Annotated in this window: 23 protein-coding genes; 20 read left to right on the top strand and 3 right to left on the bottom strand. The window is 46.1% G+C overall.

Annotation, left to right across the window (positions count from 1 at the left end; genetic code table 11):
• Positions 1-8: 8 nt before the first annotated feature.
• The 7 genes from R2103_RS09660 (at position 9) to R2103_RS09630 (ending at position 7,285) form a co-directional block, all read left to right on the top strand.
• A complete protein-coding gene (locus tag R2103_RS09660; RefSeq protein ID WP_317531215.1) occupies positions 9-1,712 on the top strand; it encodes an acetolactate synthase 3 catalytic subunit in 1,704 nt (567 codons plus the stop codon).
• 8 nt (positions 1,713-1,720) lie between these two features.
• Entirely contained in the window at positions 1,721-2,212 is a 492-nt protein-coding gene (gene ilvN / locus R2103_RS09655) for an acetolactate synthase small subunit (RefSeq protein WP_317531214.1), read from the top strand.
• Positions 2,213-2,333: 121 nt separating this feature from the next.
• Positions 2,334-3,350, top strand: coding sequence for a ketol-acid reductoisomerase (gene ilvC, locus R2103_RS09650; protein ID WP_317531213.1), 1,017 nt, complete (start codon positions 2,334-2,336; stop codon positions 3,348-3,350).
• Between the two features lie 69 nt (positions 3,351-3,419).
• Positions 3,420-4,085 carry a phosphatidylserine decarboxylase gene (locus tag R2103_RS09645; RefSeq protein ID WP_317531212.1) on the top strand — a complete coding sequence of 222 codons (666 nt, stop codon included), beginning with the start codon at positions 3,420-3,422 and terminating at the stop codon, positions 4,083-4,085.
• A 138-nt stretch (positions 4,086-4,223) separates the two neighbouring features.
• Positions 4,224-4,997 carry a CDP-diacylglycerol--serine O-phosphatidyltransferase gene (gene pssA, locus R2103_RS09640; protein WP_132427636.1) on the top strand — a complete coding sequence of 258 codons (774 nt, stop codon included), beginning with the start codon at positions 4,224-4,226 and terminating at the stop codon, positions 4,995-4,997.
• Positions 4,998-5,226: 229 nt separating this feature from the next.
• Entirely contained in the window at positions 5,227-6,759 is a 1,533-nt protein-coding gene (locus R2103_RS09635; protein ID WP_317531211.1) for a 2-isopropylmalate synthase, read from the top strand.
• 46 nt (positions 6,760-6,805) lie between these two features.
• Positions 6,806-7,285 (top strand): TlpA family protein disulfide reductase, encoded by a 480-nt coding sequence (locus R2103_RS09630; RefSeq protein WP_411172644.1) that lies wholly within the window; start codon positions 6,806-6,808, stop codon positions 7,283-7,285.
• 26 nt (positions 7,286-7,311) lie between these two features.
• Here the strand turns inward: R2103_RS09630 and R2103_RS09625 are convergent, their stop codons facing one another.
• On the bottom strand, positions 7,312-7,902 hold the full coding sequence (locus tag R2103_RS09625) for a lytic transglycosylase domain-containing protein (protein ID WP_317531209.1): 591 nt from the start codon (positions 7,900-7,902) through the stop codon (positions 7,312-7,314).
• Positions 7,890-9,599 carry a proline--tRNA ligase gene (locus tag R2103_RS09620; RefSeq protein ID WP_317531208.1) on the bottom strand — a complete coding sequence of 570 codons (1,710 nt, stop codon included), beginning with the start codon at positions 9,597-9,599 and terminating at the stop codon, positions 7,890-7,892. The genes R2103_RS09625 and R2103_RS09620 overlap by 13 nt, the downstream gene beginning before the upstream one ends.
• Positions 9,600-9,808: 209 nt before the next feature.
• Here R2103_RS09620 and R2103_RS09615 point away from each other — a divergent pair, with 209 nt between their 5' ends.
• The 10 genes from R2103_RS09615 (at position 9,809) to R2103_RS09570 (ending at position 18,707) form a co-directional block, all read left to right on the top strand.
• The gene (locus R2103_RS09615) at positions 9,809-10,381 is read left to right on the top strand and encodes an RNA pyrophosphohydrolase (protein ID WP_317531207.1); all 573 of its coding nucleotides are present in this window, start codon (positions 9,809-9,811) and stop codon (positions 10,379-10,381) included.
• A 164-nt stretch (positions 10,382-10,545) separates the two neighbouring features.
• The gene (locus R2103_RS09610) at positions 10,546-11,538 is read left to right on the top strand and encodes a cytochrome-c peroxidase (RefSeq protein ID WP_317531206.1); all 993 of its coding nucleotides are present in this window, start codon (positions 10,546-10,548) and stop codon (positions 11,536-11,538) included.
• Positions 11,539-11,796: 258 nt separating this feature from the next.
• Positions 11,797-12,042 carry an RNA chaperone Hfq gene (gene hfq / locus R2103_RS09605; RefSeq protein ID WP_108698741.1) on the top strand — a complete coding sequence of 82 codons (246 nt, stop codon included), beginning with the start codon at positions 11,797-11,799 and terminating at the stop codon, positions 12,040-12,042.
• On the top strand, positions 12,042-13,229 hold the full coding sequence (gene hflX / locus R2103_RS09600) for a GTPase HflX (protein ID WP_317531205.1): 1,188 nt from the start codon (positions 12,042-12,044) through the stop codon (positions 13,227-13,229). Before hfq ends, hflX begins: the two co-directional genes overlap by 1 nt.
• A 21-nt stretch (positions 13,230-13,250) precedes the next feature.
• Positions 13,251-14,441, top strand: a complete 1,191-nt coding sequence (hflK, locus tag R2103_RS09595; RefSeq protein ID WP_317531204.1) for an FtsH protease activity modulator HflK — start codon at positions 13,251-13,253, stop codon at positions 14,439-14,441.
• Positions 14,442-15,317, top strand: coding sequence for a protease modulator HflC (gene hflC / locus R2103_RS09590; RefSeq protein WP_132427620.1), 876 nt, complete (start codon positions 14,442-14,444; stop codon positions 15,315-15,317). It abuts the gene before it with no gap.
• Positions 15,318-15,444: 127 nt separating this feature from the next.
• On the top strand, positions 15,445-15,714 hold the full coding sequence (locus R2103_RS09585) for a DUF2065 domain-containing protein (protein ID WP_411172617.1): 270 nt from the start codon (positions 15,445-15,447) through the stop codon (positions 15,712-15,714).
• 38 nt (positions 15,715-15,752) lie between these two features.
• Positions 15,753-16,904 carry an ATP phosphoribosyltransferase regulatory subunit gene (locus tag R2103_RS09580; protein WP_317531203.1) on the top strand — a complete coding sequence of 384 codons (1,152 nt, stop codon included), beginning with the start codon at positions 15,753-15,755 and terminating at the stop codon, positions 16,902-16,904.
• Positions 16,905-16,939: 35 nt separating this feature from the next.
• Complete coding sequence (locus R2103_RS09575) at positions 16,940-18,235, top strand: adenylosuccinate synthase (RefSeq protein WP_317531202.1); 1,296 nt, start codon at positions 16,940-16,942, stop codon at positions 18,233-18,235.
• Positions 18,236-18,257: 22 nt separating this feature from the next.
• Positions 18,258-18,707, top strand: a complete 450-nt coding sequence (locus R2103_RS09570) for a GNAT family N-acetyltransferase (RefSeq protein WP_317531201.1) — start codon at positions 18,258-18,260, stop codon at positions 18,705-18,707.
• Here the strand turns inward: R2103_RS09570 and R2103_RS09565 are convergent.
• Positions 18,700-19,053: a hypothetical protein gene (locus R2103_RS09565; protein ID WP_317531200.1), complete on the bottom strand. Its 354-nt coding sequence runs from the start codon at positions 19,051-19,053 to the stop codon at positions 18,700-18,702. The genes R2103_RS09570 and R2103_RS09565 overlap by 8 nt on opposite strands.
• Before the next feature lie 163 nt (positions 19,054-19,216).
• Between R2103_RS09565 and R2103_RS09560 the strand changes: the two genes are divergently transcribed.
• The 3 genes from R2103_RS09560 to R2103_RS09550 all read left to right on the top strand — a co-directional run bounded on the left by R2103_RS09560 (position 19,217) and on the right by R2103_RS09550 (position 22,073).
• Positions 19,217-19,597, top strand: coding sequence for a hypothetical protein (locus R2103_RS09560; RefSeq protein WP_317531199.1), 381 nt, complete (start codon positions 19,217-19,219; stop codon positions 19,595-19,597).
• Positions 19,598-19,780: 183 nt separating this feature from the next.
• Positions 19,781-20,047 (top strand): 30S ribosomal protein S20, encoded by a 267-nt coding sequence (gene rpsT / locus R2103_RS09555; protein WP_090319638.1) that lies wholly within the window; start codon positions 19,781-19,783, stop codon positions 20,045-20,047.
• A 313-nt stretch (positions 20,048-20,360) separates the two neighbouring features.
• Positions 20,361-22,073, top strand: a complete 1,713-nt coding sequence (locus R2103_RS09550; RefSeq protein WP_317529993.1) for a multiheme c-type cytochrome — start codon at positions 20,361-20,363, stop codon at positions 22,071-22,073.
• The last annotated feature ends 30 nt before the right edge of the window (positions 22,074-22,103 follow it).

Below are 22,103 nucleotides of genomic sequence, written 5' to 3'. Positions count from 1 at the left end.
CAGAAAGCATGAGCGTGGAACTAACCGGTGCTGAAATTACGATACGTTGTCTGCAGGAAGAAGGTGTACAGTGTATTTTCGGCTATCCTGGCGGTGCGGTGTTATTTATTTATGATGAATTGTTCAAGCAGGATAAAGTCCGGCACATTTTAGTGCGCCATGAGCAGGCTGCAATACATGCCGCCGATGGTTATGCGCGTTCCAGTAATAATGTGGGTGTGGCACTGGTGACTTCAGGTCCGGGTGTTACCAACGCGGTAACCGGTATTGCCACGGCTTATATGGACTCGATTCCAATGGTGATAATCAGCGGACAAGTGCCTACCAGCGCTATTGGTCTCGATGCATTTCAGGAAGTTGACACCGTGGGTATCACGCGCCCATGCGTCAAACATAACTTTCTGGTGAAAGATGTCACCGAACTGGCGCTGACCATCAAGAAAGCTTTCTATATCGCTTCTACTGGCCGCCCTGGCCCGGTGCTGGTGGATATACCCAAAGATGTTTCGCAACAAAAAACCAAGTTCGAATATCCGGACAAGATTAGCATGCGGTCCTACAATCCCGTGACCAAAGGGCATTCGCGGCAAATTAAGAAAGCGGCGGAATTGATTCTCAGCGCCAAGCGTCCGGTGGTGTATGCGGGTGGCGGGGTGATCTTAAGCGATGCTGCACCGCAGTTGACTGAATTGACGCAAATGCTGAATTTCCCGTGCACCAATACGTTGATGGGATTGGGCGGATATCCCGCGACCGATAAGCAATCGCTGGGTATGCTGGGCATGCATGGCACGTATGAAGCGAACATGGCGATGCAGTATTGCGATGTTCTGATAGCCGTGGGCGCCCGTTTTGACGATCGTGTGATCGGCAATCCGAAGCACTTTTTCAACGAAAACAGGAAGATCATTCATATCGATATTGACCCTTCTTCCATTTCAAAGCGCGTCAAAGTGGATGTGCCAATCGTAGGCGATGTTCTGGACGTGTTGAAAGAGCTGATCAAGCTACTCAAAGCCGAGAAAGAAAAGCCGGATCAAACCGCATTGAAAGAATGGTGGAAACAGATTGAGCTGTGGCGTGAACGGGATTGTCTGAAATTTGACCGTAGCAGCAAAATCATCAAACCGCAGATGGTGATTGAGAAATTATTCAATGTTACTAAGGGTGATGCATTTATTACCTCGGATGTCGGACAGCATCAGATGTGGGCCGCGCAATTTTATAAATTCGATAAACCGCGCCGCTGGATCAATTCCGGCGGGTTGGGTACGATGGGATTCGGCATGCCTGCCGCGATGGGGGTGCAGCTCGCTAATCCTAAAGGAAAAGTGGCGTGTATCACCGGTGAAGCCAGTATTCAGATGTGTATCCAGGAACTGTCAACGTGTAAACAGTACAAACTGCCGCTGAAAATCGTTAATTTGAATAATCGCTATATGGGCATGGTCAGGCAGTGGCAGGAGTTTTTCCACGGTAACCGCTATGCGGAATCCTACATGAACGCGCTACCCGATTTTGTTAAGCTGGCGGAGAGCTACGGCCATGTCGGCATGAAGATTGAAAAGCCGGAAGATGTCGAAGATGCGCTGAAAGAAGCATTTAAACTGAAAGATCAGCTGGTGTTCATGGACTTTATTACCGATCAGACCGAAAACGTATTCCCTATGGTGCCGGGTGGCAAAGGTCTTTCTGAAATGATTCTGGTGTAGAAAAATAAATGCGACATATTATTTCTTTATTGATGGAAAATGAGGCGGGTGCTTTGTCTCGCGTAGCTGGTCTGTTCTCGGCACGTGGTTATAATATCGAATCACTTTCAGTTGCACCTACCGAGGATCCCACCTTGTCGCGGATGACGCTGGTAACGATTGGATCGGATGAGGTCGTGGAACAAGTGACCAAGCAGTTGAACAAACTGATTGAAGTGGTAAAAATCATCGATTTGAATGACGGTAGCCATATTGAACGCGAATTGATGCTGGTGAAAGTTCGCGCGGTAGGCTCGGAGCGCGAAGAAATCAAACGGCTGGCCGAAATTTTCCGTGGTTCTATCATCGATGTGACGGATAAGTCTTATACCATTGAGTTAACGGGTACCAGCTCGAAATTGGACGCATTTCTTGAAGCCATCGAACGCAGCGCGGTTCTTGAAACTGTCCGTACAGGCGCCTCCGGCATAGGACGCGGAGAATGGATTTTGAAGGTATAATCCGCATTTGCTGATTAATCCCCGGTCTTGAGGTTGGTAATCCAGAGTAATCAATCCGTGAAAACAGTATTCACTCTAGTGCTCGCCAGTTTCTATCCTATTTTTGTTTAAAAGGAAAATAATGAAAGTTTATTACGATAAAGATGCAGATCTCTCTCTGATTAAAGGAAAAAAAGTAACCATATTAGGCTATGGTTCGCAAGGGCATGCGCATGCTAACAATTTGAGTGAGTCCGGTGTGAAAGTGACCGTCGGTCTGCGTAAAGGCGGGTTATCCTGGGGCAAAGCGGAAAAAGCGGGCTTGACGGTGATGGAAGTGGCCGAAGCCGTTAAAGATGCCGATGTCGTCATGATTTTATTGCCCGATGAGCAAATTGGAACGGTATATAAAAGAGAAATCGAACCCGGTTTGAAAAAAAATGCGACAGTGGCTTTTGCGCATGGTTTTAGCGTGCATTATGGGCAAGTGACGCCGCGTGAAGATCTTGATGTGATCATGATTGCACCCAAAGGCCCAGGCCATTTGGTGCGTTCGACCTATTTACAAGGCGGCGGTGTACCCTCACTGATCGCTGTGCATCAGAACAAATCCGGTAAAGCACGAGATCTGGCGCTTTCTTACGCAGCTGCTAACGGGGGTACCCGTGGTGGTGTGATCGAAACCAGTTTCCGTGAAGAAACCGAAACCGATTTGTTTGGTGAACAAGTGGTGTTATGTGGTGGCTTAACGGCGTTGATTCAAGCGGGTTTTGAAACTTTGGTAGAAGCGGGTTATGCGCCGGAAATGGCTTATTTCGAGTGTTTACACGAAGTTAAGCTGATTGTCGATCTGATTTATGAAGGCGGAATCGCCAATATGCGCTACTCCATTTCCAACAACGCGGAATATGGTGATGTATCACGCGGACCGCGCATTATTACCGATGAGACGCGCGTGGAAATGCGTAAAATTCTGCGGGAGATTCAAACCGGTGAGTATGCGCGCGAGTTCATTCTGGAAAATCAGGCTGGCGCACCGGTGCTTAAATCAAGCCGCCGTATAGCGTCGGAGCATCCGATTGAGCAAGTAGGCGCGAAGCTGCGCGATATGATGCCTTGGATCAAGAAAAATAAACTGGTTGATCAAGGGAAAAACTAAAGAATCAACACATTCTTTATAATTCCGGTTTTGGTTTTTTTACTTTTTAGGTTCTTGTTGTAATAATTTATGGCTTATTATCCTCATCCTATTATTGCTCGCGAAGGCTGGCTGCATATTGTGATTGCGTTTGCTGTTGCGGTTGGTGCTACAGAATTGCTGGGCTGGCTTTGGGCTCTCCCATTCTGGACGATCGCATTGTTCGTTTTGCAATTTTTTCGTGACCCGCCGCGCGAAGTGCCAAAGGATCCCAATGCCATATTGGCACCGGCGGATGGTAGAATCGTCGCCGTAGAAAAAACGCAAGATCCTTATCTGGATCGTGAAGCGCTCAAAATCAGTGTATTTATGAATGTGTTTAACGTGCATTCCAACCGGAGTCCAGTTGACGGTGAGGTGCGTGACAAATGGTATTTTCCGGGTAAATTTGTCAACGCGGATTTGCCCAAGGCTTCGCTGGAGAATGAGCGCAATGCGTTATGGATCAAAACCGATCGTGGCGCAGATGTGACCTGTGTGCAAGTGGCCGGGTTGGTTGCAAAGCGTATACTTTGTCACGTATCGCCCGGTGAGCATTTGGCGCGCGGCCAGCGTTTCGGCTTTATCAGATTCGGTTCGCGCGTGGATGTGTACCTGCCGCTGAATACAAAAATTAATGTCAATATCGGTGACAAAGTGTCGGCGACACTCACCGTATTGGCGGAATTTCGTGAAGAAACCAAAGCGGTAGCTTGAAGGAGCGCGTGTTTCATTCTTTGTATCAGCGCTTCAGAATCATAGCCGGTATTGAATCAAGCTTTCACGGGATTCCTGTCATTCGTTTTCAGCCGAGTGAATTTTCCGTTTTCGTATTCTTATAGTTAAGCGCTCATAATGTCCGATTCTCTGCCAGAACGAACTGTACTTAAAGCCCGGCTGCGGCGGCGTGGCATCTATCTGTTGCCCAATTTATTTACAACAGCCGCACTATTCGCCGGATTTTATGCCATCGTACAGGCGATGAACGGAAATTTTGAATATTCGGCAATCGCGGTATTCATTGCCATGGTACTGGATGGATTGGATGGCAGGGTAGCGCGATTGACGGGTACTCAAAGTGAGTTCGGCGCCGAATACGATAGCTTGTCGGACATGGTTTCTTTTGGTGTTGCACCGGCATTGATTGTGTATGAATGGGCATTGAAGGAAATGGGGCAATGGGGTTGGATCATTGCATTCATTTATTGCGCGTGTGCCGCATTGCGGCTGGCGCGCTTCAATACCAACATCGAAGTGGTCGATAAGCGTTTCTTTCAAGGTTTGCCTAGTCCGGCTGCGGCTGCATTGATAGCGGGATTGGTTTGGGTAACGATTAATTTTCAGGTGCAAGGAAGCGATATTAAGGGATTGGCTTCCATCGTGACTTTATTTGCCGGTTTGACGATGGTTAGCAATATTCCATACTATAGCGGTAAGGAGTTTAATTTACGCCGCCGCGTGCCGTTTTTTACAGTCCTGTTATTGGTGCTGTTCTTCTTTGTTTTGATTCCGAGTCATCCGCCACTGGTCTTATTCATTTTGTTCGCGGTTTATGCATTTTCCGGTTATTTTGTGAAGTTATGGCGATTTGGCAGAAGTAAAAAAAATAGTGAGACACCCGGTACCTGAAGATTACCTATTGCGTCCAAAGGAAAAACTATTTATATTCCCGTCCATCATGTTTTCTAAGCACTTTACCCAATCATTGCAATTTATTCCAGCTTCCACAGTTCTAGTGGAACTGCTGCTGCGCCTTGCGCGCTAAAATTTTCTCCCCCTATTTCCCTTTCTTCCCTATAAAATTCGCATCACGAGTTTTATTATTCATTAAGGTTTTCTTCCTCAAGCGGAGAGCATAATGCAAGAGCATTTGATTATTTTTGATACGACGTTACGTGACGGTGAGCAAAGTCCTGGCGCATCCATGACGAAAGAAGAGAAAGTGCGCATTGCCTGGCAACTGGAGCGCATGGGTGTCGATGTCATTGAAGCCGGTTTTCCCGCAGCTTCTAACGGAGATTTTGAGGCAGTCAAGGCGGTTGCCGATTCGGTTAAAGACAGTGTCGTGTGCGGCTTGGCGCGGGCGATTGAAGCGGATATTCAACGTGCCGGTGAAGCATTGAAAGGTGCACAATCGGCTCGCATTCATACGTTCATTGCAACATCGCCGATTCATATGAAGAATAAGCTGCGCATGTTGCCCGATCAGGTGATCACACAGGCGGTAAAAGCGGTGCAATGGGCGCGCCAATATACCGATAACGTTGAGTTTTCTCCGGAAGACGCCGGCCGGTCGGAAATTGATTTTCTCTGTCAGATATTGGAAGCGGTGATTGACGCTGGTGCAAAGACATTGAATATTCCCGATACGGTTGGCTATACGATGCCCGATCAATTCGGCAAGCTGATTCACAATCTGCGTGAACGCATACCGAATTCCGATAAAGCGATCTTTTCGGTGCATTGCCATAATGATTTAGGGTTGGCTGTGGCCAATTCATTGACCGCTGTGATGAATGGCGCGCGCCAGGTTGAATGTACGATCAACGGGCTGGGAGAGCGCGCAGGCAATGCTGCACTGGAGGAGATCGTGATGGCAGTGCGCACGCGCCAGGATTATTTCCCTTGCGATACAAAAATCGATACCACGCATATCGTATCGGCCAGTAAGCTGGTGTCCGGTATTACCGGTTTTCCGGTACAGCCTAATAAAGCAATTGTGGGTGCCAATGCTTTTGCACATGAATCCGGCATTCATCAGGATGGGGTGTTGAAGCATCGTGAGACCTACGAAATCATGCGAGCGGAAGATGTCGGCTGGGGCGCGAATAAATTATTGTTGGGAAAACACTCAGGCCGTAATGCTTTTCGTAACCGTCTGATGGAACTGGGAATAGAATTGGAATCCGAAGAAATGCTCAATAATACGTTCATGCGCTTCAAGGAGCTGGCGGATAAGAAGCATGAAATATTCGATGAAGACTTGCAAGCGCTGGTTTCTGATGAGGTGTTGGTATTGCAGGAGCGTTACCGTCTTATATCGCTCACCGTGCATTGTGAAACCGGTGAAGTGCCATATGCGCGCATTGTGATTTCCGATGATGGCAAGGAAATGCGTGCCGAGTCTCAAGGTAGTGGTCCCGTGGATGCCACTTTTCGCGCAATTGAAACGTTACTGGTTAGCGAAGCGAAGCTGCAACTGTTCTCGGTGAACAATATTACCAGTGGAACCGATGCGCAAGGCGAGGTGACTGTGCGGTTGCAGAAATCCGACCGCATTGTAAACGGGCATGGCTCCGATACGGATATCGTTGTAGCTTCGGCAAAGGCTTATCTGAGCGCGCTGAATAAACTGCACAGCAAGCTGGAACGAGCTCACCCGCAGGTATAGCTGACTGGGATGTTGAATAAATAAAATGGAAGCTCTGCGCAAGATGATGAAACGTAACATCACAGTATTATTTTGTTTGATTGTCTTGCTGTTGAGTTTCCCAGTGCAAGCGTTTCAATTCCAAGACACAACCGGGAAAATTCATAAGCTTGCGGATTACAAAGGGCGCTGGGTGCTGGTCAATTTCTGGGCGACGTGGTGCCCGCCCTGCCTGAAAGAAATTCCCGATTTGATTGCGCTGTATGAACAACGTAAAGACGTGATAGTGATCGGAGTCGCGATGGATGTTGATGACCCGAAAGTGGTGATGGATTTTGTGAAGTCCATGTCCATTACCTATCCCATTGTGTTAGGTGACCGGAAAATTGCGTCCCAGCTGGATGACGTTTCACTATTACCCAGCACCTATTTCTTTGATCCGGAGGGAAACCCGGCTGCGCGCCAGCAGGGAATTATTTCGCGCGAGAGTATTGAAGAGTTTATTGAGTCAAAATCAAACAAAAAAAGTGTTAATCAACAACACTGATATAACCAATTGCTTATTCCGTCCGGTCAGGATGCTGAATAGCGCCAAACCGTTTGCCATTTGTTGAACACCAATTGCGGGTAGGCGGCTTCTCCGAGACTGCCGTTGTATCGTCCCAATGCACGGAAATAGTCGCCTTTTTCCTTATTCAGATAATGGCGCAGAATGGTGCAGCCGTAGCGCAAATTCACGCGCAAATGAAACAGATTGTGATCTTGGTGACCGATGACGCCAGTCCAGAACGGCATGACTTGCATATAGCCGCGTGCACCGGCATGTGAAACGGCATATTTTTTAAAGCCGCTTTCGACTTGGATGATGCTTAACACCAGTTGCGGATCCAATCCAGCCCGCGTTGCTTCGTAATAAACCGTTCTTAGAAATTCCTCCCGCTCGATCAGATCCGGTATGTATTTTTCCAATCGGCGGCTCATACTGATCAACCAAGTTACGCTGTTAGCGACAGCGGCATACTCGACGTACGAAGCCGCTTGATCACTTTTTTCATGGAAAGTGATGGTCTGAGTGCTGGCAGACAGCTGTTCATACTGCAAATTATTGGCATGAATAAAGCTGGATGAGAATAGAAAGAAGACTGTACTGATTAGTTTTTGCATAGCTTGGCCGTTATGAATGAAAAAATTTCATCAATGTGTACCGCTTGTGAAGCTTGATCTGTTCGTCCTTGATATTCAATGGTCGATTGCTTGAGTCCTCGTTCGCCGACAACAATCCGGTGCGGAATACCAATTAATTCCATATCGGCAAACATGACACCGGGGCGCTCATCGCGATCATCCAAGAGTACCTCGATCTGTGCATCGGTGAACTGCTGATAGAGTTTTTCCACGGTATCCTTGACGAGGGCGCTTTTCTGCAGACCGATGGGTACGATCGTAAGTTGGAAAGGCGCGATGGTATCGGGAAAAATAATGCCATGCTCATCGTGATTTTGTTCGATGGCAGCGGCGACAATGCGTGAGACGCCGATACCATAGCAACCCATTTCCATATTTTGAGTTTGGCCTGATTCGTCGAGATAGTTGGCTTTCATGATTTCGGAATATTTTGTACGCAATTGAAAAATATGACCTACTTCAATGCCGCGGCAAATTTCCAGTTTACCTTTGCCGTCCGGAGAGTCATCGCCCGGAACAACATTGCGGATATCAAAGACATGATCGGGTAGTTTGAGATCGCGCGCAAAGTTTACCTGCGTTAAATGAAAGCCTTCTGCATTAGCGCCACACACAAAATTACTCATATTCATGACCGCTTGATCAGCAATCACGCGAGTCTCCAAACTGACAGGGCCGATATATCCGGGCACTGTTCCAGTAGTGCGTAGAATATCCTCTTCAGTGGCCATCTGAAACCCGGATAAAAAGGGTATTTTTCTTACTTTTAATTCATTGAGCTGATGATCACCCCGTAGCAGCAAAAGGAATATTTCGTCATTGGCTTTGACGGCCAGCGTTTTGACGGTTTTTTGCAGGGGAACTTTTAAAAATTCGGCGACTTCGGCGCAGGTTTTTTTACCGGGAGTCGCTACTTTTTGCATATCGCCATCCGGTGTGTCGCGTTCTTGCTGAGCAAATAATGCGTTAGCTAATTCGATATTGGCGGCATAGTCCGAATCAGGGCAGAACGCGATGGCATCTTCCCCGGAATCCGCTAGGACATGAAACTCATGGGAGCCACTGCCTCCGATGGCGCCGGTATCGGCTGCAACGGCACGGAATTTCAATCCGAGGCGGGTGAAAATGCGGCTGTAAGTTTCATACATGAGTTGATACGTTTGCATCAAACTATTTTCATCGGTATGGAATGAATAAGCATCCTTCATGACAAATTCACGTGCACGCATGACACCGAAGCGTGGCCGGATTTCATCGCGGAATTTTGTTTGAATCTGATAAAAATTGAGTGGTAGCTGGCGGTAGCTTTTAATTTCCTTACGTGCGATGTCGGTGATGATTTCTTCGTGCGTGGGACCAAAACAAAAGTCATGCTCATGCCGATCCTTGATTTTTAGCATTTGCGGCCCAAAAACATCCCAGCGGCCGGTTTCTTGCCATAATTCCGCCGGTTGTATCGCGGGCATGAGCACTTCGATGGCGCCGCTTTTGTTCATTTCCTCCCGCACGATATTCTCTATTTTACGTAATACCCTTAAACCTAATGGCATCCAAGTATACAATCCGCTCCCCAAGCGCTTGATGAGTCCAGCGCGGAGCATGAGTTTGTGACTGATGAGCTCCGCTTCGGCAGGAGCTTCTTTAAGCGTTGAAATAAAAAATTGCGAAACGCGCATGAAGGGATTCCATTATGAAAATAAAATTGTAAGGATTTTACCTTGAAATACTTGGTTAAGTGGGAATTAGTCCCTATATGACAAATAAGTAATTTAATTGAGATTGATGAAAATGCTGGAGTGCTAGGATTTTTATTCTTCGGGCACTTTCAATCTAAAGAAAAGTATGAAAAAATCCACCCATTTGATAGGTCAAATGAGTATTCCATATGATTGACCGTAATGGATATCGCCCCAATGTCGGTATTATCCTCCTGAATTCAAAAAATGAGGTATTCTGGGGCAAACGTATTAGACAAAATTCTTGGCAATTTCCTCAAGGCGGCATTAAGTCGGGAGAAAGTCCCGAACAGGCCATGTATCGGGAATTAAGCGAAGAGATCGGGTTGCGTCCAAATCACGTAGAGATTGTCGGGCGCACTCGGGATTGGTTACGGTACGAGGTTCCTGATCGTTGGATCCGGCGGGAGTGGCGGGGGAATTACAAGGGGCAAAAGCAAATTTGGTATTTGCTGCGTTTGATCGGGCGCGATAGTGATGTTTCATTGCGCAGGAGTGCACACCCTGAATTCGATGCTTGGCGCTGGAACCAGTATTGGATTGAATTGGATTCGGTTGTTGAATTTAAACGCAAAGTATATAAGCAAGCACTCACGGAATTGTCGCGCTTGTTAAAAACGGATTCTTGCCCAAACCAAAGTATCGGAGCGGGATATGATCAAAAAATTCTACCCAAAGGATCGAGAGAGATCCTGGCTGATCGACTGGAAGTAAACGAATAGTTCGTCTGAGAGTTTTGCAGGGTTTTTAAGTTGCTCTGCAAGTAACAGGAACGCAGTTAAGCCGTTCCGCTTTTTACAAATTCCCATGTGTGGGTGTTTCATCAGGCGTGTTCGGCTGCGCCATCACAGCCGTTTTTTTATTTATTTACTTATGGAGAATACCGATGAAGATACGTGCAGTGGTTGCGTCACTGTTATCGATTGGCGCTCTTGTCACTTCGATTAATGTTTCAGCCAATGAACCTATTCAGCCCATTAAAGCCGCAAAAGTAGCAAATGCTGATGTGGTTGAACTGGGTAAAATGTTGTTTTTTGATCCTCGTTTGTCAAAGTCAGGATTTATTTCATGTAACTCTTGCCATAATTTGAGCATGGGCGGAACGGATAATATTCCAACCTCGATCGGTCATAAATGGCAGCAAGGTCCGATTAATGCCCCGACCGTTCTTAATGCCAGTATGAACTTGGCGCAATTCTGGGATGGACGCGCAAAAGATCTGAAAGAACAAGCCGGCGGTCCGATTGCCAATCCAGGTGAAATGGCTTCAACCCATAAAGTGGCTGTCGAAGTGCTGCAATCCATTCCTCAGTACCGTGCTCATTTTGCAAAAGCATTTGGTTCCGATCAGGTTGATATTGACCGGGTAACCACCGCAATCGCCGCTTTCGAAGAAACACTGGTTACACCGGGATCGCGTTTCGATAAATGGCTGGAAGGTGACAAAAAAGCATTGAATGCGCAAGAAGTCGAAGGTTATGAATTATTCAAGAGCAGCGGTTGTGCCGGTTGTCATAACGGCCCGGCAGTTGGCGGCGCGCTTTATCAAAAGTTCGGCGTGCATCATCCGTATAAAACCGCAAGCAAAGCGGAAGGAAGAAGAGCGGTCACTGGAAAAGATACCGATTTGAATGTTTTTAAAGTACCGACTTTGCGCAATATTGAATTAACCTATCCCTACTTTCACGATGGCGCGGCAGCGACTTTGGAAGATGCCGTAAAAACCATGGGTAAAATTCAGTTGGACCGTGATTTCAATAAGAAAGAAATTGATAGCATCGTTGCTTTCTTAAAAACATTAACCGGTGATCAACCTGATATTAAACTACCGGTTTTGCCGCCATCCAACAATAATACCCCAAGATCTGTGCCGTTCTAATAATGAACAGGTTGCTGAAAAATAAGCAATTTTAATATTGAAACAAAACCGGGGAATCAATATCCAGACATTCAGGTTGTCAACGCACAATCTGAATGTCTGTGAACCGCCAAATCAGGTAAGTGATGCTACGGGCAGTAGTTGATTTAGATTAATATGATGGCTCTACTGTATTAGTGCAATCAGGTATAGATTTACATTAAAAAATAAAGTAGAGTCACTATTCCGATAACCAATAATTAGAATAGGGAGTTACCCATGGGTAACAAGGGACAGTTACTGCAAGATCCGTTTTTGAATATATTACGGAAAGAGCATATTCCGGTATCGATATATCTAGTGAATGGTATTAAATTACAAGGGCAGATTGATTCATTCGATCAATATGTTGTGTTGTTGAAAAACTCGGTTACGCAAATGGTATACAAACATGCGATTTCTACGGTAGTGCCTGCAAGAGCCGTTACTATTCCCATAGAAACATTGGATACACGTGATGCCTGATGCTTGAATCAGGTATGGATAGAGCGAATGCTGCCATTGCAGCGATACTGGTCGGTATTGATTTTGGCAGTAGCACTCATGCTGATAGCTTGCAGGAATTGCAGCAACTGGCTATTAGTGCAGGACTTCAAGTTGTGGCGATTCTGGAAGGGAAGCGTTCGCGGCCTGACCCGACAACTTATATTGGTAGCGGTAAAGTCGACGAGATTGCACGGCTGAGCTCGTTAAATAACGCTACACTCGTTGTATTTAATCATGATTTGTCTCCGGCACAGCAGCGCAATTTAGCATTGCGGTTAAATTGTAACGTCATTGATCGCACCAGTCTGATTTTGGATATATTTGCTCAGCGTGCTAAAAGTCATGAAGGGAAGTTGCAAGTAGAGCTTGCACAGCTAGAACATCTGGTGACCCGTCTTGTGCGCGGCTGGACTCATCTGGAAAGGCAGAAGGGGGGGATCGGTTTGCGTGGTCCGGGTGAAACGCAATTGGAAACAGATCGCCGCTTGATCCGGAAGCGTGTTAAATTGCTCAAAGAGAAACTCGCAACTTTACAGCGCCAGCGTACTGTGCAGAGGCGATCAAGACAGCGTACCAATGTATTGTCGGTATCTATTGTTGGTTATACCAATGCAGGGAAATCTACTTTATTTAATAAGTTGATCCGCGCACAAACGTATGCCGCCGATCAATTGTTTGCCACATTAGACACGACGACACGAAAATTATTTCTTGCTGGAGGAGGGCCGGTAGTCATTTCAGACACGGTAGGATTCATTCGAGAACTACCGCATACCTTGGTGGCAGCTTTTCGTGCCACACTCGAAGAAACTGTGCAAGCTGATATCTTGTTGCATGTCATCGATGCCAGCAGTCCTAACCGGGATGAGCAAATTGAAGAAGTGAATAAGATTTTGAGAGAAATTGGCGCCGATACGATTCCGCAAATTTTAATTTTAAACAAGATTGATCTGACTGACTTAGCAGAAGCTAGTAAAGGTTGCACGCGTGATGAATATGATAGAATATCGCGCATTCGTTTAAGTGCAAAAACTGGTGACGGAATAGCACTTGTAAGACAGGCATTGACAGAAGCAGCAGTAGAAAACTCTAAGAAATTATATGAAGAATCTACAGATATTCCGAAAATAACTGGAGATTGTGCTACGGTACAAGAACTTTTTTGAACGAACAAAACAGGAATTATTATGGGATTAAATGATCCACAATGGGGAAAAAACAAAGGTGATTCTGGACCGCCGGATCTGGATGACGTACTGCGTAATGTCAACAAAAAGATCAATAATATTTTCGGGCAAAAAAAAGGCGGCGGAGGCGATGACGGCTCTGGTTCTAACACTCCAAGCCCCAAGCCGCAAAGTGGCAGTAGCATTGCAATGATTCTTGGTTTGCTTGCGGTAGTCTGGTTAGCAAGCGGATTTTATATCGTGGATGAAGGGCATAGAGGCGTTGTGTTGCGTTTCGGCCAGTATGTGGATACCGCGCCGGCAGGCTTGCGGTGGCATATACCTTACCCAGTTGAAAAAGTAGAATTAGTGAACGTCAGTCAAGTTCGTACGGTTGAAATTGGTTATCGTAACAATGTGCGCAGTAAAGTATTGCGGGAATCATTGATGTTAACCGATGATGAAAACATCATCGATATTCAATTTGCGGTGCAATTCATATTGAATAACCCGGAAAATTTCCTATTTAAGAATAGGAATCCTGACGAAGCTGTTTTGCAAGCGGCAGAAACGGCAATCCGTCAAGTAATCGGTAAAAGTAAAATGGACTATGTTCTTTACGAAGGCCGTGAGCAAGTTGCAGCTAATGCAACGCAATTAATGCAGAAGATTTTGGATCGTTATGAGATTGGTATTTCGATCAGCAGAGTGACGATGCAAAACGCGCAACCACCTGAGCAAGTTCAAGCAGCCTTTGACGATGCGGTTAAAGCCGGTCAAGACAGAGAACGGCAAAAGAACGAAGGCCAGGCTTATGCCAATGACGTGATTCCAAGAGCGGTGGGTAATGCGGCTCGGTTGATTCAGGAGTCAGAGGGTTATAAACAACGTGTAATTGTCAGTGCGGAGGGCGATGCCAGCCGTTTTGAACAGATTCTTGCTGAATATAGTAAAGCGCCGAAAGTTACGCGTGAACGTTTATATCTGGACATGATGCAGCAAGTGCTTTCTAACACCAGCAAGGTTATTGTTGATCAGAAAAGCGGTAACAATCTTTTGTACTTGCCATTGGATAAATTGATTAATATGAGCGGAGCGCCATCATCGGTTTCACCTGTAGCCGTGCAGCCTATGATGCAGGAAGCGACATCTGAGGGTAGCAGTGTGCGGGCTCGAGAATCTTTTCGCAGTCGCGAACGGGAGGCAAGATAGATGAAAAGTTTTACATCAGTATTTTCAGGTATTGTTATTGCGATTTTTTTCCTGGGTAGCTCAGCTATTTATGTTGTGGATGAGCGGCAGCAAGCCATTCTATTCCAGCTAGGGGAAGTTATCGATGTTAAAACCGAACCAGGTTTATATTTCAAAATTCCAATCGCTCATAATGTTCGTTATTTTGAGAAACGCATTCTGACAATGAATACCGAAGAACCAGAGCGTTTTATTACTTCAGAGAAAAAGAACGTTTTGGTGGATTTGTTTGTGAAATGGCGTATTGTTGATGTAAAACAATATTACATCAGTGTGCGTGGCGATGAAGCACTGGCACAGACACGTTTGGCGCAAACTATCAATGCGAGCTTGCGCGATGAGTTTGGTAATCGCACAGTTCACGACGTGGTTTCGGGCGAGCGTGATGTCATTATGGAAATTATGCGCCAGAAAGCGGATAGCGATGCGCGCTCTATTGGTGTGGAAGTGGTTGATGTCCGCTTGAAGCGTGTCGATCTTCCGCAGGAGGTTAGTGAGTCGGTATTTAGACGTATGGAAGCGGAACGTAAAAGAGTTGCTAATGAATTACGTTCTACCGGTGCGGCTGAATCAGAAAAGATTCGCGCGGATGCCGACAGACAGCGTGAAGTCATCTTAGCTGAAGCGTACCGGGAAGCGCAAAAAACGATGGGTGATGGTGATAGTCAAGCGGCAGCGACTTATGCTACTGCATTTCAGAAAGATCCGGAATTTTATGCATTCTGGCGTAGCGTCGATGCTTATAAACAATCATTCAAGAACAAGGGTGACATGTTGGTGTTGGAGCCTACCTCCGATTTCTTCAAGTATCTGAGAAATCCGGCAGTCAGCAAATAAGTAACGAGGAGTGGTATGGATGAAGGTGTAAATGCAATTTCTGCATTACATACCTAGGTAGTTTTTATGTAACTCGATTATGTAATGACTGAGGAAGAGGTTCTGGAAATCGTAATGATTCTTGCATATGCGATTTCATCAGAACCTCTTAATTTTTATGCTTCTTGTAGAGAAATCATGTTGGCACGATAAAACCGGAGTTGTTTTGAATATGTGGGAAACTTTTCTTAATGCAGTTGCATTGATGTTGATTCTGGAAGGAATGTTACCCTTTCTATCGCCGCAGACATGGCGGGAAGCATTTAGAAAACTGACAGAGATTAACGATAATCAGATCCGGTTTGTAGGTTTGACTTCGATGTTAGTCGGATTAATGGTGCTTCTTATTTTCAGTTGATGTTTTTTTCTTTTTGTTGACGGCTTTCAATCGTAAATATGCGCAATTGGTTACTTCCAGAGTTTGTTGAAGATATATTGCCTGCGGAAGCAATACATATTGAAGGTATGCGCCGCCAAGTCATAGATCTGCTGATGGTGCATGGCTATCAACAAGTGGTGCCGCCTTTATTGGAGTATGTGGAATCGTTGCTGACCGGCAGTGGCAGTGACATGGATCTGCACATGTTTAAGGTGATTGATCAGTTGAGTGGCCGCATGATGGGACTGCGTGCTGATATGACACCGCAAGTGGCAAGAATTGACGCGCACTTATTGAATTTTGAGGGTGTTACACGTTTGTGTTACGCCAATAGCGTATTGCATACCGTACCCGCAGGCGTAACTAAAACGCGCGAACCTTTACAAGTAGGTGCAGAGCTTTATGGTCATTCCGGTTTGGAGAGTGACTTGGAAGTTCAACGGCTTATGTTGCAGTGCTTGGCGGTCTCCGGTGTGAATGCAATCCATCTGGATCTTGGTCATGTTGCAGTTTTTCGTGGCCTGATTAAAGGTGCGGGTATTTCGTACGAGCTTGAGACTGAACTTTACGCGGTGCTGCAAGCGAAAGATGTATCGACTTTGCAGGAACTATGTGTGAATTTGCAAAAGCAAACGCGCGAAGCATTATTGCTATTGCCTGAGCTTTATGGCGATCACAAAGTATTGGCCGATGCTGCTAATCGATTGCCTGATTATCCGGAAATCAGATCGGCCTTGAATGAATTGAGCATTGCTAACGAGGAGATAAAACCGATTGTCGATGAGATCGCATTCGATTTAGCCGATCTACGCGGATATCATTACCATACCGGAATGGTTTTTGCTGCCTATACCAGCGGTTGCTCCAATGCGATTGCTTTAGGTGGACGTTATGATGAAATAGGCAAAGCATTCGGGCGAGCCCGCCCGGCCACAGGGTTCAGTATGGATTTAAGAGAATTGTCCAGATTGATGGAGCCGCAATCGTATCCAAAGGCAATCAGCGCGCCATATCAGAAAAAAAACACTGAATTGGAAAGCAAAATCGAGCAATTGCGTAAGTCAGGGCAGATCGTTGTGGTGGAATTGCCGGAGCAAAAAGGCAAATCGCTTGACTGTGACAGGCAATTAATATTGCATGATGGGCAATGGATCGTTAAAGAAATTTAATCATTTGGAAACAGAATTTTTTAGAGATTAGCACTATGACTAAGAATGTTGTCGTCATTGGCACGCAGTGGGGCGATGAAGGAAAAGGCAAGATCGTCGACTGGCTTACGGATCATGCGCAAGGCGTGGTGCGTTTTCAAGGCGGACATAATGCAGGTCACACATTGGTCATCGGCAACAAGAAAACCGTATTGCATCTGATTCCCTCCGGTATTCTGCGTGATACGGTGGTTTGTTATATCGGCAACGGCGTCGTGATTTCGCCGGAGGCGCTACTCAGTGAAATTGATATGTTGGAGCAAAGTGGAATTGATGTCAGCAATCGGTTGCGAATTAGTGAAGCTTGCCCGTTAATTTTACCTTGTCATATTGCTCTGGATAACGCGCGCGAGACGGCCAGGGGTGTCGGAAAAATAGGTACTACGGGACGTGGCATTGGACCGGCTTACGAAGATAAAGTCGCACGCCGGGCTATTCGCTTGCAGGATCTGTTTCACCGCGATCGTTTTGCTGCCAAGCTGGGTGAGATGCTGGATTATCATAATTTCGTGTTGAAAAATTATTTTCAAGCACCGATTATAGATTTTCAAAAAACAATGGATGATGCATTGGCCCAAGCCGAGAGAATCAAACCCATGGTAGCCGATGTTCCGCGATTGTTATTTGAGGCGAATAAAGCAGGAAATAATCTGTTGTTTGAAGGTGCGCAAGGCGCGCTACTTGATGTCGATCATGGCACATATCCATTTGTCACATCCAGCAATTGCGTCGCTGGCGCCGCAGCTCCCGGGAGTGGGGTCGGGCCGCAGATGCTGCATTACGTCTTGGGAATTACCAAAGCTTATACCACACGAGTTGGATCAGGGCCATTTCCAACAGAACTGGATGACGAAGTTGGCAAGCATCTCGCAAAGCGTGGTCATGAATTTGGATCAACTACAGGACGGCCACGTCGCTGTGGCTGGTTTGATGCGGTCGCGCTGAAGCGTTCGATACAAATCAATGGCGTGACTGGACTATGTATTACTAAACTGGATGTATTGGATGGTGTGGAAAGTTTGAATCTTGGTGTTGGTTATAAATTGAGTAATGGCAGTTGCAGCAATATTCTGCCCGTTGGTGCTGACGACCTGGATAACTGCGAGCCAATCTACGAGGAAATACCGGGTTGGTCAGAAAATACAGCTGGAATTAAGGAATTCACGCAATTACCTAAAGCGGCGCAAAACTATCTGAAGCGTCTTGAAGAGGTTTGTGAAATACCGATCGATATGATTTCTACCGGACCGGACAGAGAAGAAACGATTCTGCTGCGTCATCCATTCAAATAATGCCGCTTACTAGAAGTTAATCGTGAGCCATGCTGATGCTGTACAAATCGTAAGTTGGGAAGAAGCTGCGACTGCTCTGCGCGCAGTACGAACAGCGGTGTTTATTCGCGAACAGCAGGTTCCGGAAGAATTAGAGTGGGATCAGTTTGATGCAGCCAGCGTGCATGTGCTTGTTTTAAATAAAGCTGGGCAGCCGGTGGGCACAGCGCGATTATTACCGGATGGCCATATCGGCCGTATGGCGGTATTAAAAGAATGGCGCGGTCAAGGTTTGGGCAGTGCGTTGCTGACAACTTTATTGCAGGTATTAATAAAACGGCGTCAGTTTGAAGCGCAGTTGCATGCACAAACGAACGCTATACCATTCTATAAAAAATTTGGATTTCAAATTATGGGAGAAGAATTCATGGAGGCTGGTATTCCGCATGTCAAAATGACACTCTTCATCAGAGAATCAACTTTGACTACTTGATTTCCGATTTGCCCCATTCATTTGCTAGCGTATCGGATGCTTGTTTCCACCGGCTAGTTGCCTGTTCCATCGCAACCCTAGCTTGCTCCGATTTTCTCCTGGCTGTTTCGGCTTCGCGTTCAGCTTCAATCATTTTTTGCTTAGCTGTGGCTAGTTTTTTCTCAGCGAAAGTAACGTCTTTCATCAAAGATTCAGCAGCTTGCTTGGATTCCATCATTTTTTCATATGCCGCACTGGCATTTTTTTGTAGAAGCTCAATGGTTTCGGCACGAGCAAACGAGGCGACCAGAACACTCAGTATGCATAAAGTAGATTTTAATAGTTTTAAATTGAGATTCATTATCATGATTTATGGACTCAAAGTTTTTTGCGTTACTCTTAGCTCAATCTAAGTTCAGGTAAAATCAGTATAACAAAAAGCAGATGCTTCTGCTGATTGTTATCGATTATCAAATCATTATTAAAGATGTAAAAACAAAGTTGAGATAAAATTTTTCAGGTGAAAAAATATGACGAAAGGTGTAAGAATGTTTTTATCAGTATTTAAAATCAGTGCGAGTTTATTGCTCGGTATAGGGCTAATTGCCTATGCGACACCGATACTAGCCAATTGCGAAGGCTGTTTATGTCCTGGAGACCCTTGTAATCTTTGTCCATTGCCAGCGATGGAAAATGACCGGCCAAAACCAAATGAGCCAGCTCTTTGCGCCAGAATCAGAGAAAAGGTACCGCCAACCTCGGCTCAACCAGGATCTAATGAATATTTTCCCAATCTAGACAAATCGGTAATGGTCTGTGTCAACGAAGGCGGTGACGTTATTCGGAATAAACAGCGCAATCCGGAATATCCATCGCGTTTTTATTGTAAACCCCCACGCTCTATAAAATAGAATCAATAGGAATCTATCATCGATTTTATAATTGTAGTTTTAAAAATTATCATGATGAGCAGTAGTCATTAAAATGTTTGAGATTTTGTAGATTTACTTCAGGTTTTAGGCAGTTATGGTTGCAATATAGAAAAAAAGAAAGTAGTATCTAACCCTTTTTCTTTGAAGGAGCTGTGGATTTTTATGGCTAACAGTGCACAAGCAAGAAAGCGTGCGAGGCAAGCGGTCAAACGCAGAGAATATAACGTCAGTTTGCGGTCTAAATTACGTACTGCGATAAAATCAGTTAGAAAGGCAATTGGAACAGGAAATAAGGAATTGGCGCAAAATGCTTTCAATAGCTCCTTGGGAACTGTTGATTCAATTGCCGGTAAAGGCATCATTCATAAAAATAAGGCTGCGCGTTATAAAAGCCGATTATCTGCTGCCATCAAAATGCTAAATAGCTAAAATGGCTAAGTGAATAGTTAATTTACTTTTTTATTTTATAGCGTAAAAAATATATTAATTAAAAAGACCTGGACAATGCGCTGGTGTCGTGCTTACAGTCCCCTTGACAGTGGTGAGGTGACTAAGTAGTCTAGAAGATGCTTACTGCCTGTGGGATGAGGAATTGTATGGGCAGAGGGAATGGATAGATAAAGGAAGTAAAAGCTCTGGATACTGAGTATATGAAGGGTATTCATGGTGGAAGAGAACAAGAAGAAGAGCAAAGTAAAGAAGAGGCAAGGAAGAAACTTATGGAAAACCAAAGGAGAGAGAGATGAAAGGCAAGCTATGGCCGAGGATAGTAGCGGTACTGTTAGGAGGGATGCTGATAGGAGCGGCCCAGGCTGACATACCGAGCGTACCGAACGAACTGTATGAAGCGTTGAAACTGGACCGTACGAAAGTAACGCCGAAGGAACTGCACGAAGCGCTGGTTAAGCGCTACAAAGATCCTGCGCAAGGAGCGGGACGCGGCACACTGGCGCAATACTGGGAACCGATCCCGTACGGAATTTACCTGGATCCGGCGACATTTTACAAATCACCGACCACGAACAAAGAAGTAGCAAGCCGTAAAGAATGCGTGGAATGCCACACCGACGAATCACCGGTATGGGTACAAGCATGGAAGAGAAGCAGCCATGCGAACCTGGACAAAGTGCGCAACCTGAAACCGGGCGAACCTACTTTTTACAAGAAAGCCAAACTGGAAGAAGTCGAAAAGAACCTTCGCTCGATGGGCAGACTGGCTGAAGGCGAGAACCTGAAAGAAGTTGGCTGTATCGACTGTCACGTAGACATTGGTGCGAAGAAAAAAGCCGACCACACCAAAGACATCAGAATGCCGACGGCCGACGTATGCGGCACCTGTCACTTGGCAGAATTTGCGGAACGTGAATCGGAACGCGACACGATGATCTGGCCGCACGACCAATGGCCGGATGGACGCCCATCGCACGCACTGGACTACAAAGCTAACGTGGAAACCACCGTATGGGCAGCGATGCCACAACGTGAAGTGGCCGAAGGCTGCTCAATGTGCCACACCAACCAAAACAAATGTGACTCATGCCACACCCGTCACGAATTCTCAGCAGCGGAATCCCGCAGACCGGAAGCCTGCGCAACCTGTCACAGCGGTGTAGACCACAACAACTGGGAAGCGTACTCCATGTCCAAGCACGGCAAAATTGTCGGCATGCTGGGCAACCAATGGAACTGGGAAGCACCGTTAAAAGACGCCTATGCAGTAGGCGGACAAAGCGCACCAACCTGCGCCGGCTGCCACATGGAATACGAAGGCGAATATAGCCACAACATGGTCAGAAAAATCCGCTGGGCGAACTACCCGTTTGTTCCTGGAATTGCGGAAAACATCAAGAGTGAATGGTCGGAAAAACGTCTGGACTCATGGGTAGTCACTTGTACCCAATGCCACTCGGAACGTTTTGCCCGCTCCTACCTCGATCTGATGGACAAAGGCACATTGGAAGGACTGGCTAAATACCAAGAAGCCAATGCAGTCGTACATCAACTGTACAAAGAAGGCCTGCTGACCGGTCAAAAAACCAACCGTCCTGCACCACCTGCACCGGAAAAAGAAGGCTACGCCTACTTTGCCCAACTGTTCTGGTCGAAAGGCAACAGCCCTGCAGCCATCGAACTGAAAGTGCTGGAAATGCATGAAAACGACCTGGCCAAGATGCACGTAGGCCTAGCGCACGTTAACCCAGGCGGCTGGACCTACACCGAAGGCTGGGGTCCGATCAACCGCGCTTATGTTGAGATTCAAGACGAAAACACCCGCATCCGTGAAATGGTTGCACTGCAAGAACGTGTTAAAAATCTTGAAACCAAGAAAACCAGCCTACTCGACTTAGACGGCACAGCAGAGAAAATCTCTCTGGGCGGTTTAGGCGGTGGCATGCTGCTAGCCGGAACACTGGCACTGGCAGGCTGGCGCAAACGTAAACAAAGCGAAGCTTGATAAGCGCTAACGCAGAAGATCGCACTGCCA

The sequence above is a fragment of the Nitrosomonas sp. Is24 genome, assembly GCF_033063335.1.
GTDB lineage: Bacteria > Pseudomonadota > Gammaproteobacteria > Burkholderiales > Nitrosomonadaceae > Nitrosomonas.
This window is presented reverse-complemented; position numbering and strand designations above follow the sequence as displayed.

What these genes read in the sequence shown, in the direction of transcription:
- pssA (WP_132427636.1), top strand. Translation starts at nt 4,224, where the DNA reads ATGTCCGATTCTCTGCCAGAACGAACTGTACTTAAAGCCCGGCTGCGG.
- ilvC (WP_317531213.1), top strand. Translation starts at nt 2,334, where the DNA reads ATGAAAGTTTATTACGATAAAGATGCAGATCTCTCTCTGATTAAAGGA.
- R2103_RS09660 (WP_317531215.1), top strand. Translation starts at nt 9, where the DNA reads ATGAGCGTGGAACTAACCGGTGCTGAAATTACGATACGTTGTCTGCAG.
- R2103_RS09550 (WP_317529993.1), top strand. Translation starts at nt 20,361, where the DNA reads ATGAAAGGCAAGCTATGGCCGAGGATAGTAGCGGTACTGTTAGGAGGG.
- rpsT (WP_090319638.1), top strand. Translation starts at nt 19,781, where the DNA reads ATGGCTAACAGTGCACAAGCAAGAAAGCGTGCGAGGCAAGCGGTCAAA.
- ilvN (WP_317531214.1), top strand. Translation starts at nt 1,721, where the DNA reads ATGCGACATATTATTTCTTTATTGATGGAAAATGAGGCGGGTGCTTTG.
- R2103_RS09615 (WP_317531207.1), top strand. Translation starts at nt 9,809, where the DNA reads ATGATTGACCGTAATGGATATCGCCCCAATGTCGGTATTATCCTCCTG.
- R2103_RS09560 (WP_317531199.1), top strand. Translation starts at nt 19,217, where the DNA reads ATGACGAAAGGTGTAAGAATGTTTTTATCAGTATTTAAAATCAGTGCG.
- R2103_RS09565 (WP_317531200.1), bottom strand. Translation starts at nt 19,053, where the DNA reads ATGATAATGAATCTCAATTTAAAACTATTAAAATCTACTTTATGCATA.
- hflX (WP_317531205.1), top strand. Translation starts at nt 12,042, where the DNA reads ATGCTTGAATCAGGTATGGATAGAGCGAATGCTGCCATTGCAGCGATA.
- R2103_RS09580 (WP_317531203.1), top strand. Translation starts at nt 15,753, where the DNA reads ATGCGCAATTGGTTACTTCCAGAGTTTGTTGAAGATATATTGCCTGCG.
- R2103_RS09585 (WP_411172617.1), top strand. Translation starts at nt 15,445, where the DNA reads ATGCGATTTCATCAGAACCTCTTAATTTTTATGCTTCTTGTAGAGAAA.
- R2103_RS09645 (WP_317531212.1), top strand. Translation starts at nt 3,420, where the DNA reads ATGGCTTATTATCCTCATCCTATTATTGCTCGCGAAGGCTGGCTGCAT.
- R2103_RS09620 (WP_317531208.1), bottom strand. Translation starts at nt 9,599, where the DNA reads ATGCGCGTTTCGCAATTTTTTATTTCAACGCTTAAAGAAGCTCCTGCC.
- hflC (WP_132427620.1), top strand. Translation starts at nt 14,442, where the DNA reads ATGAAAAGTTTTACATCAGTATTTTCAGGTATTGTTATTGCGATTTTT.
- R2103_RS09610 (WP_317531206.1), top strand. Translation starts at nt 10,546, where the DNA reads ATGAAGATACGTGCAGTGGTTGCGTCACTGTTATCGATTGGCGCTCTT.
- hfq (WP_108698741.1), top strand. Translation starts at nt 11,797, where the DNA reads ATGGGTAACAAGGGACAGTTACTGCAAGATCCGTTTTTGAATATATTA.
- R2103_RS09625 (WP_317531209.1), bottom strand. Translation starts at nt 7,902, where the DNA reads ATGCAAAAACTAATCAGTACAGTCTTCTTTCTATTCTCATCCAGCTTT.
- R2103_RS09630 (WP_411172644.1), top strand. Translation starts at nt 6,806, where the DNA reads ATGAAACGTAACATCACAGTATTATTTTGTTTGATTGTCTTGCTGTTG.
- hflK (WP_317531204.1), top strand. Translation starts at nt 13,251, where the DNA reads ATGGGATTAAATGATCCACAATGGGGAAAAAACAAAGGTGATTCTGGA.
- R2103_RS09635 (WP_317531211.1), top strand. Translation starts at nt 5,227, where the DNA reads ATGCAAGAGCATTTGATTATTTTTGATACGACGTTACGTGACGGTGAG.
- R2103_RS09575 (WP_317531202.1), top strand. Translation starts at nt 16,940, where the DNA reads ATGACTAAGAATGTTGTCGTCATTGGCACGCAGTGGGGCGATGAAGGA.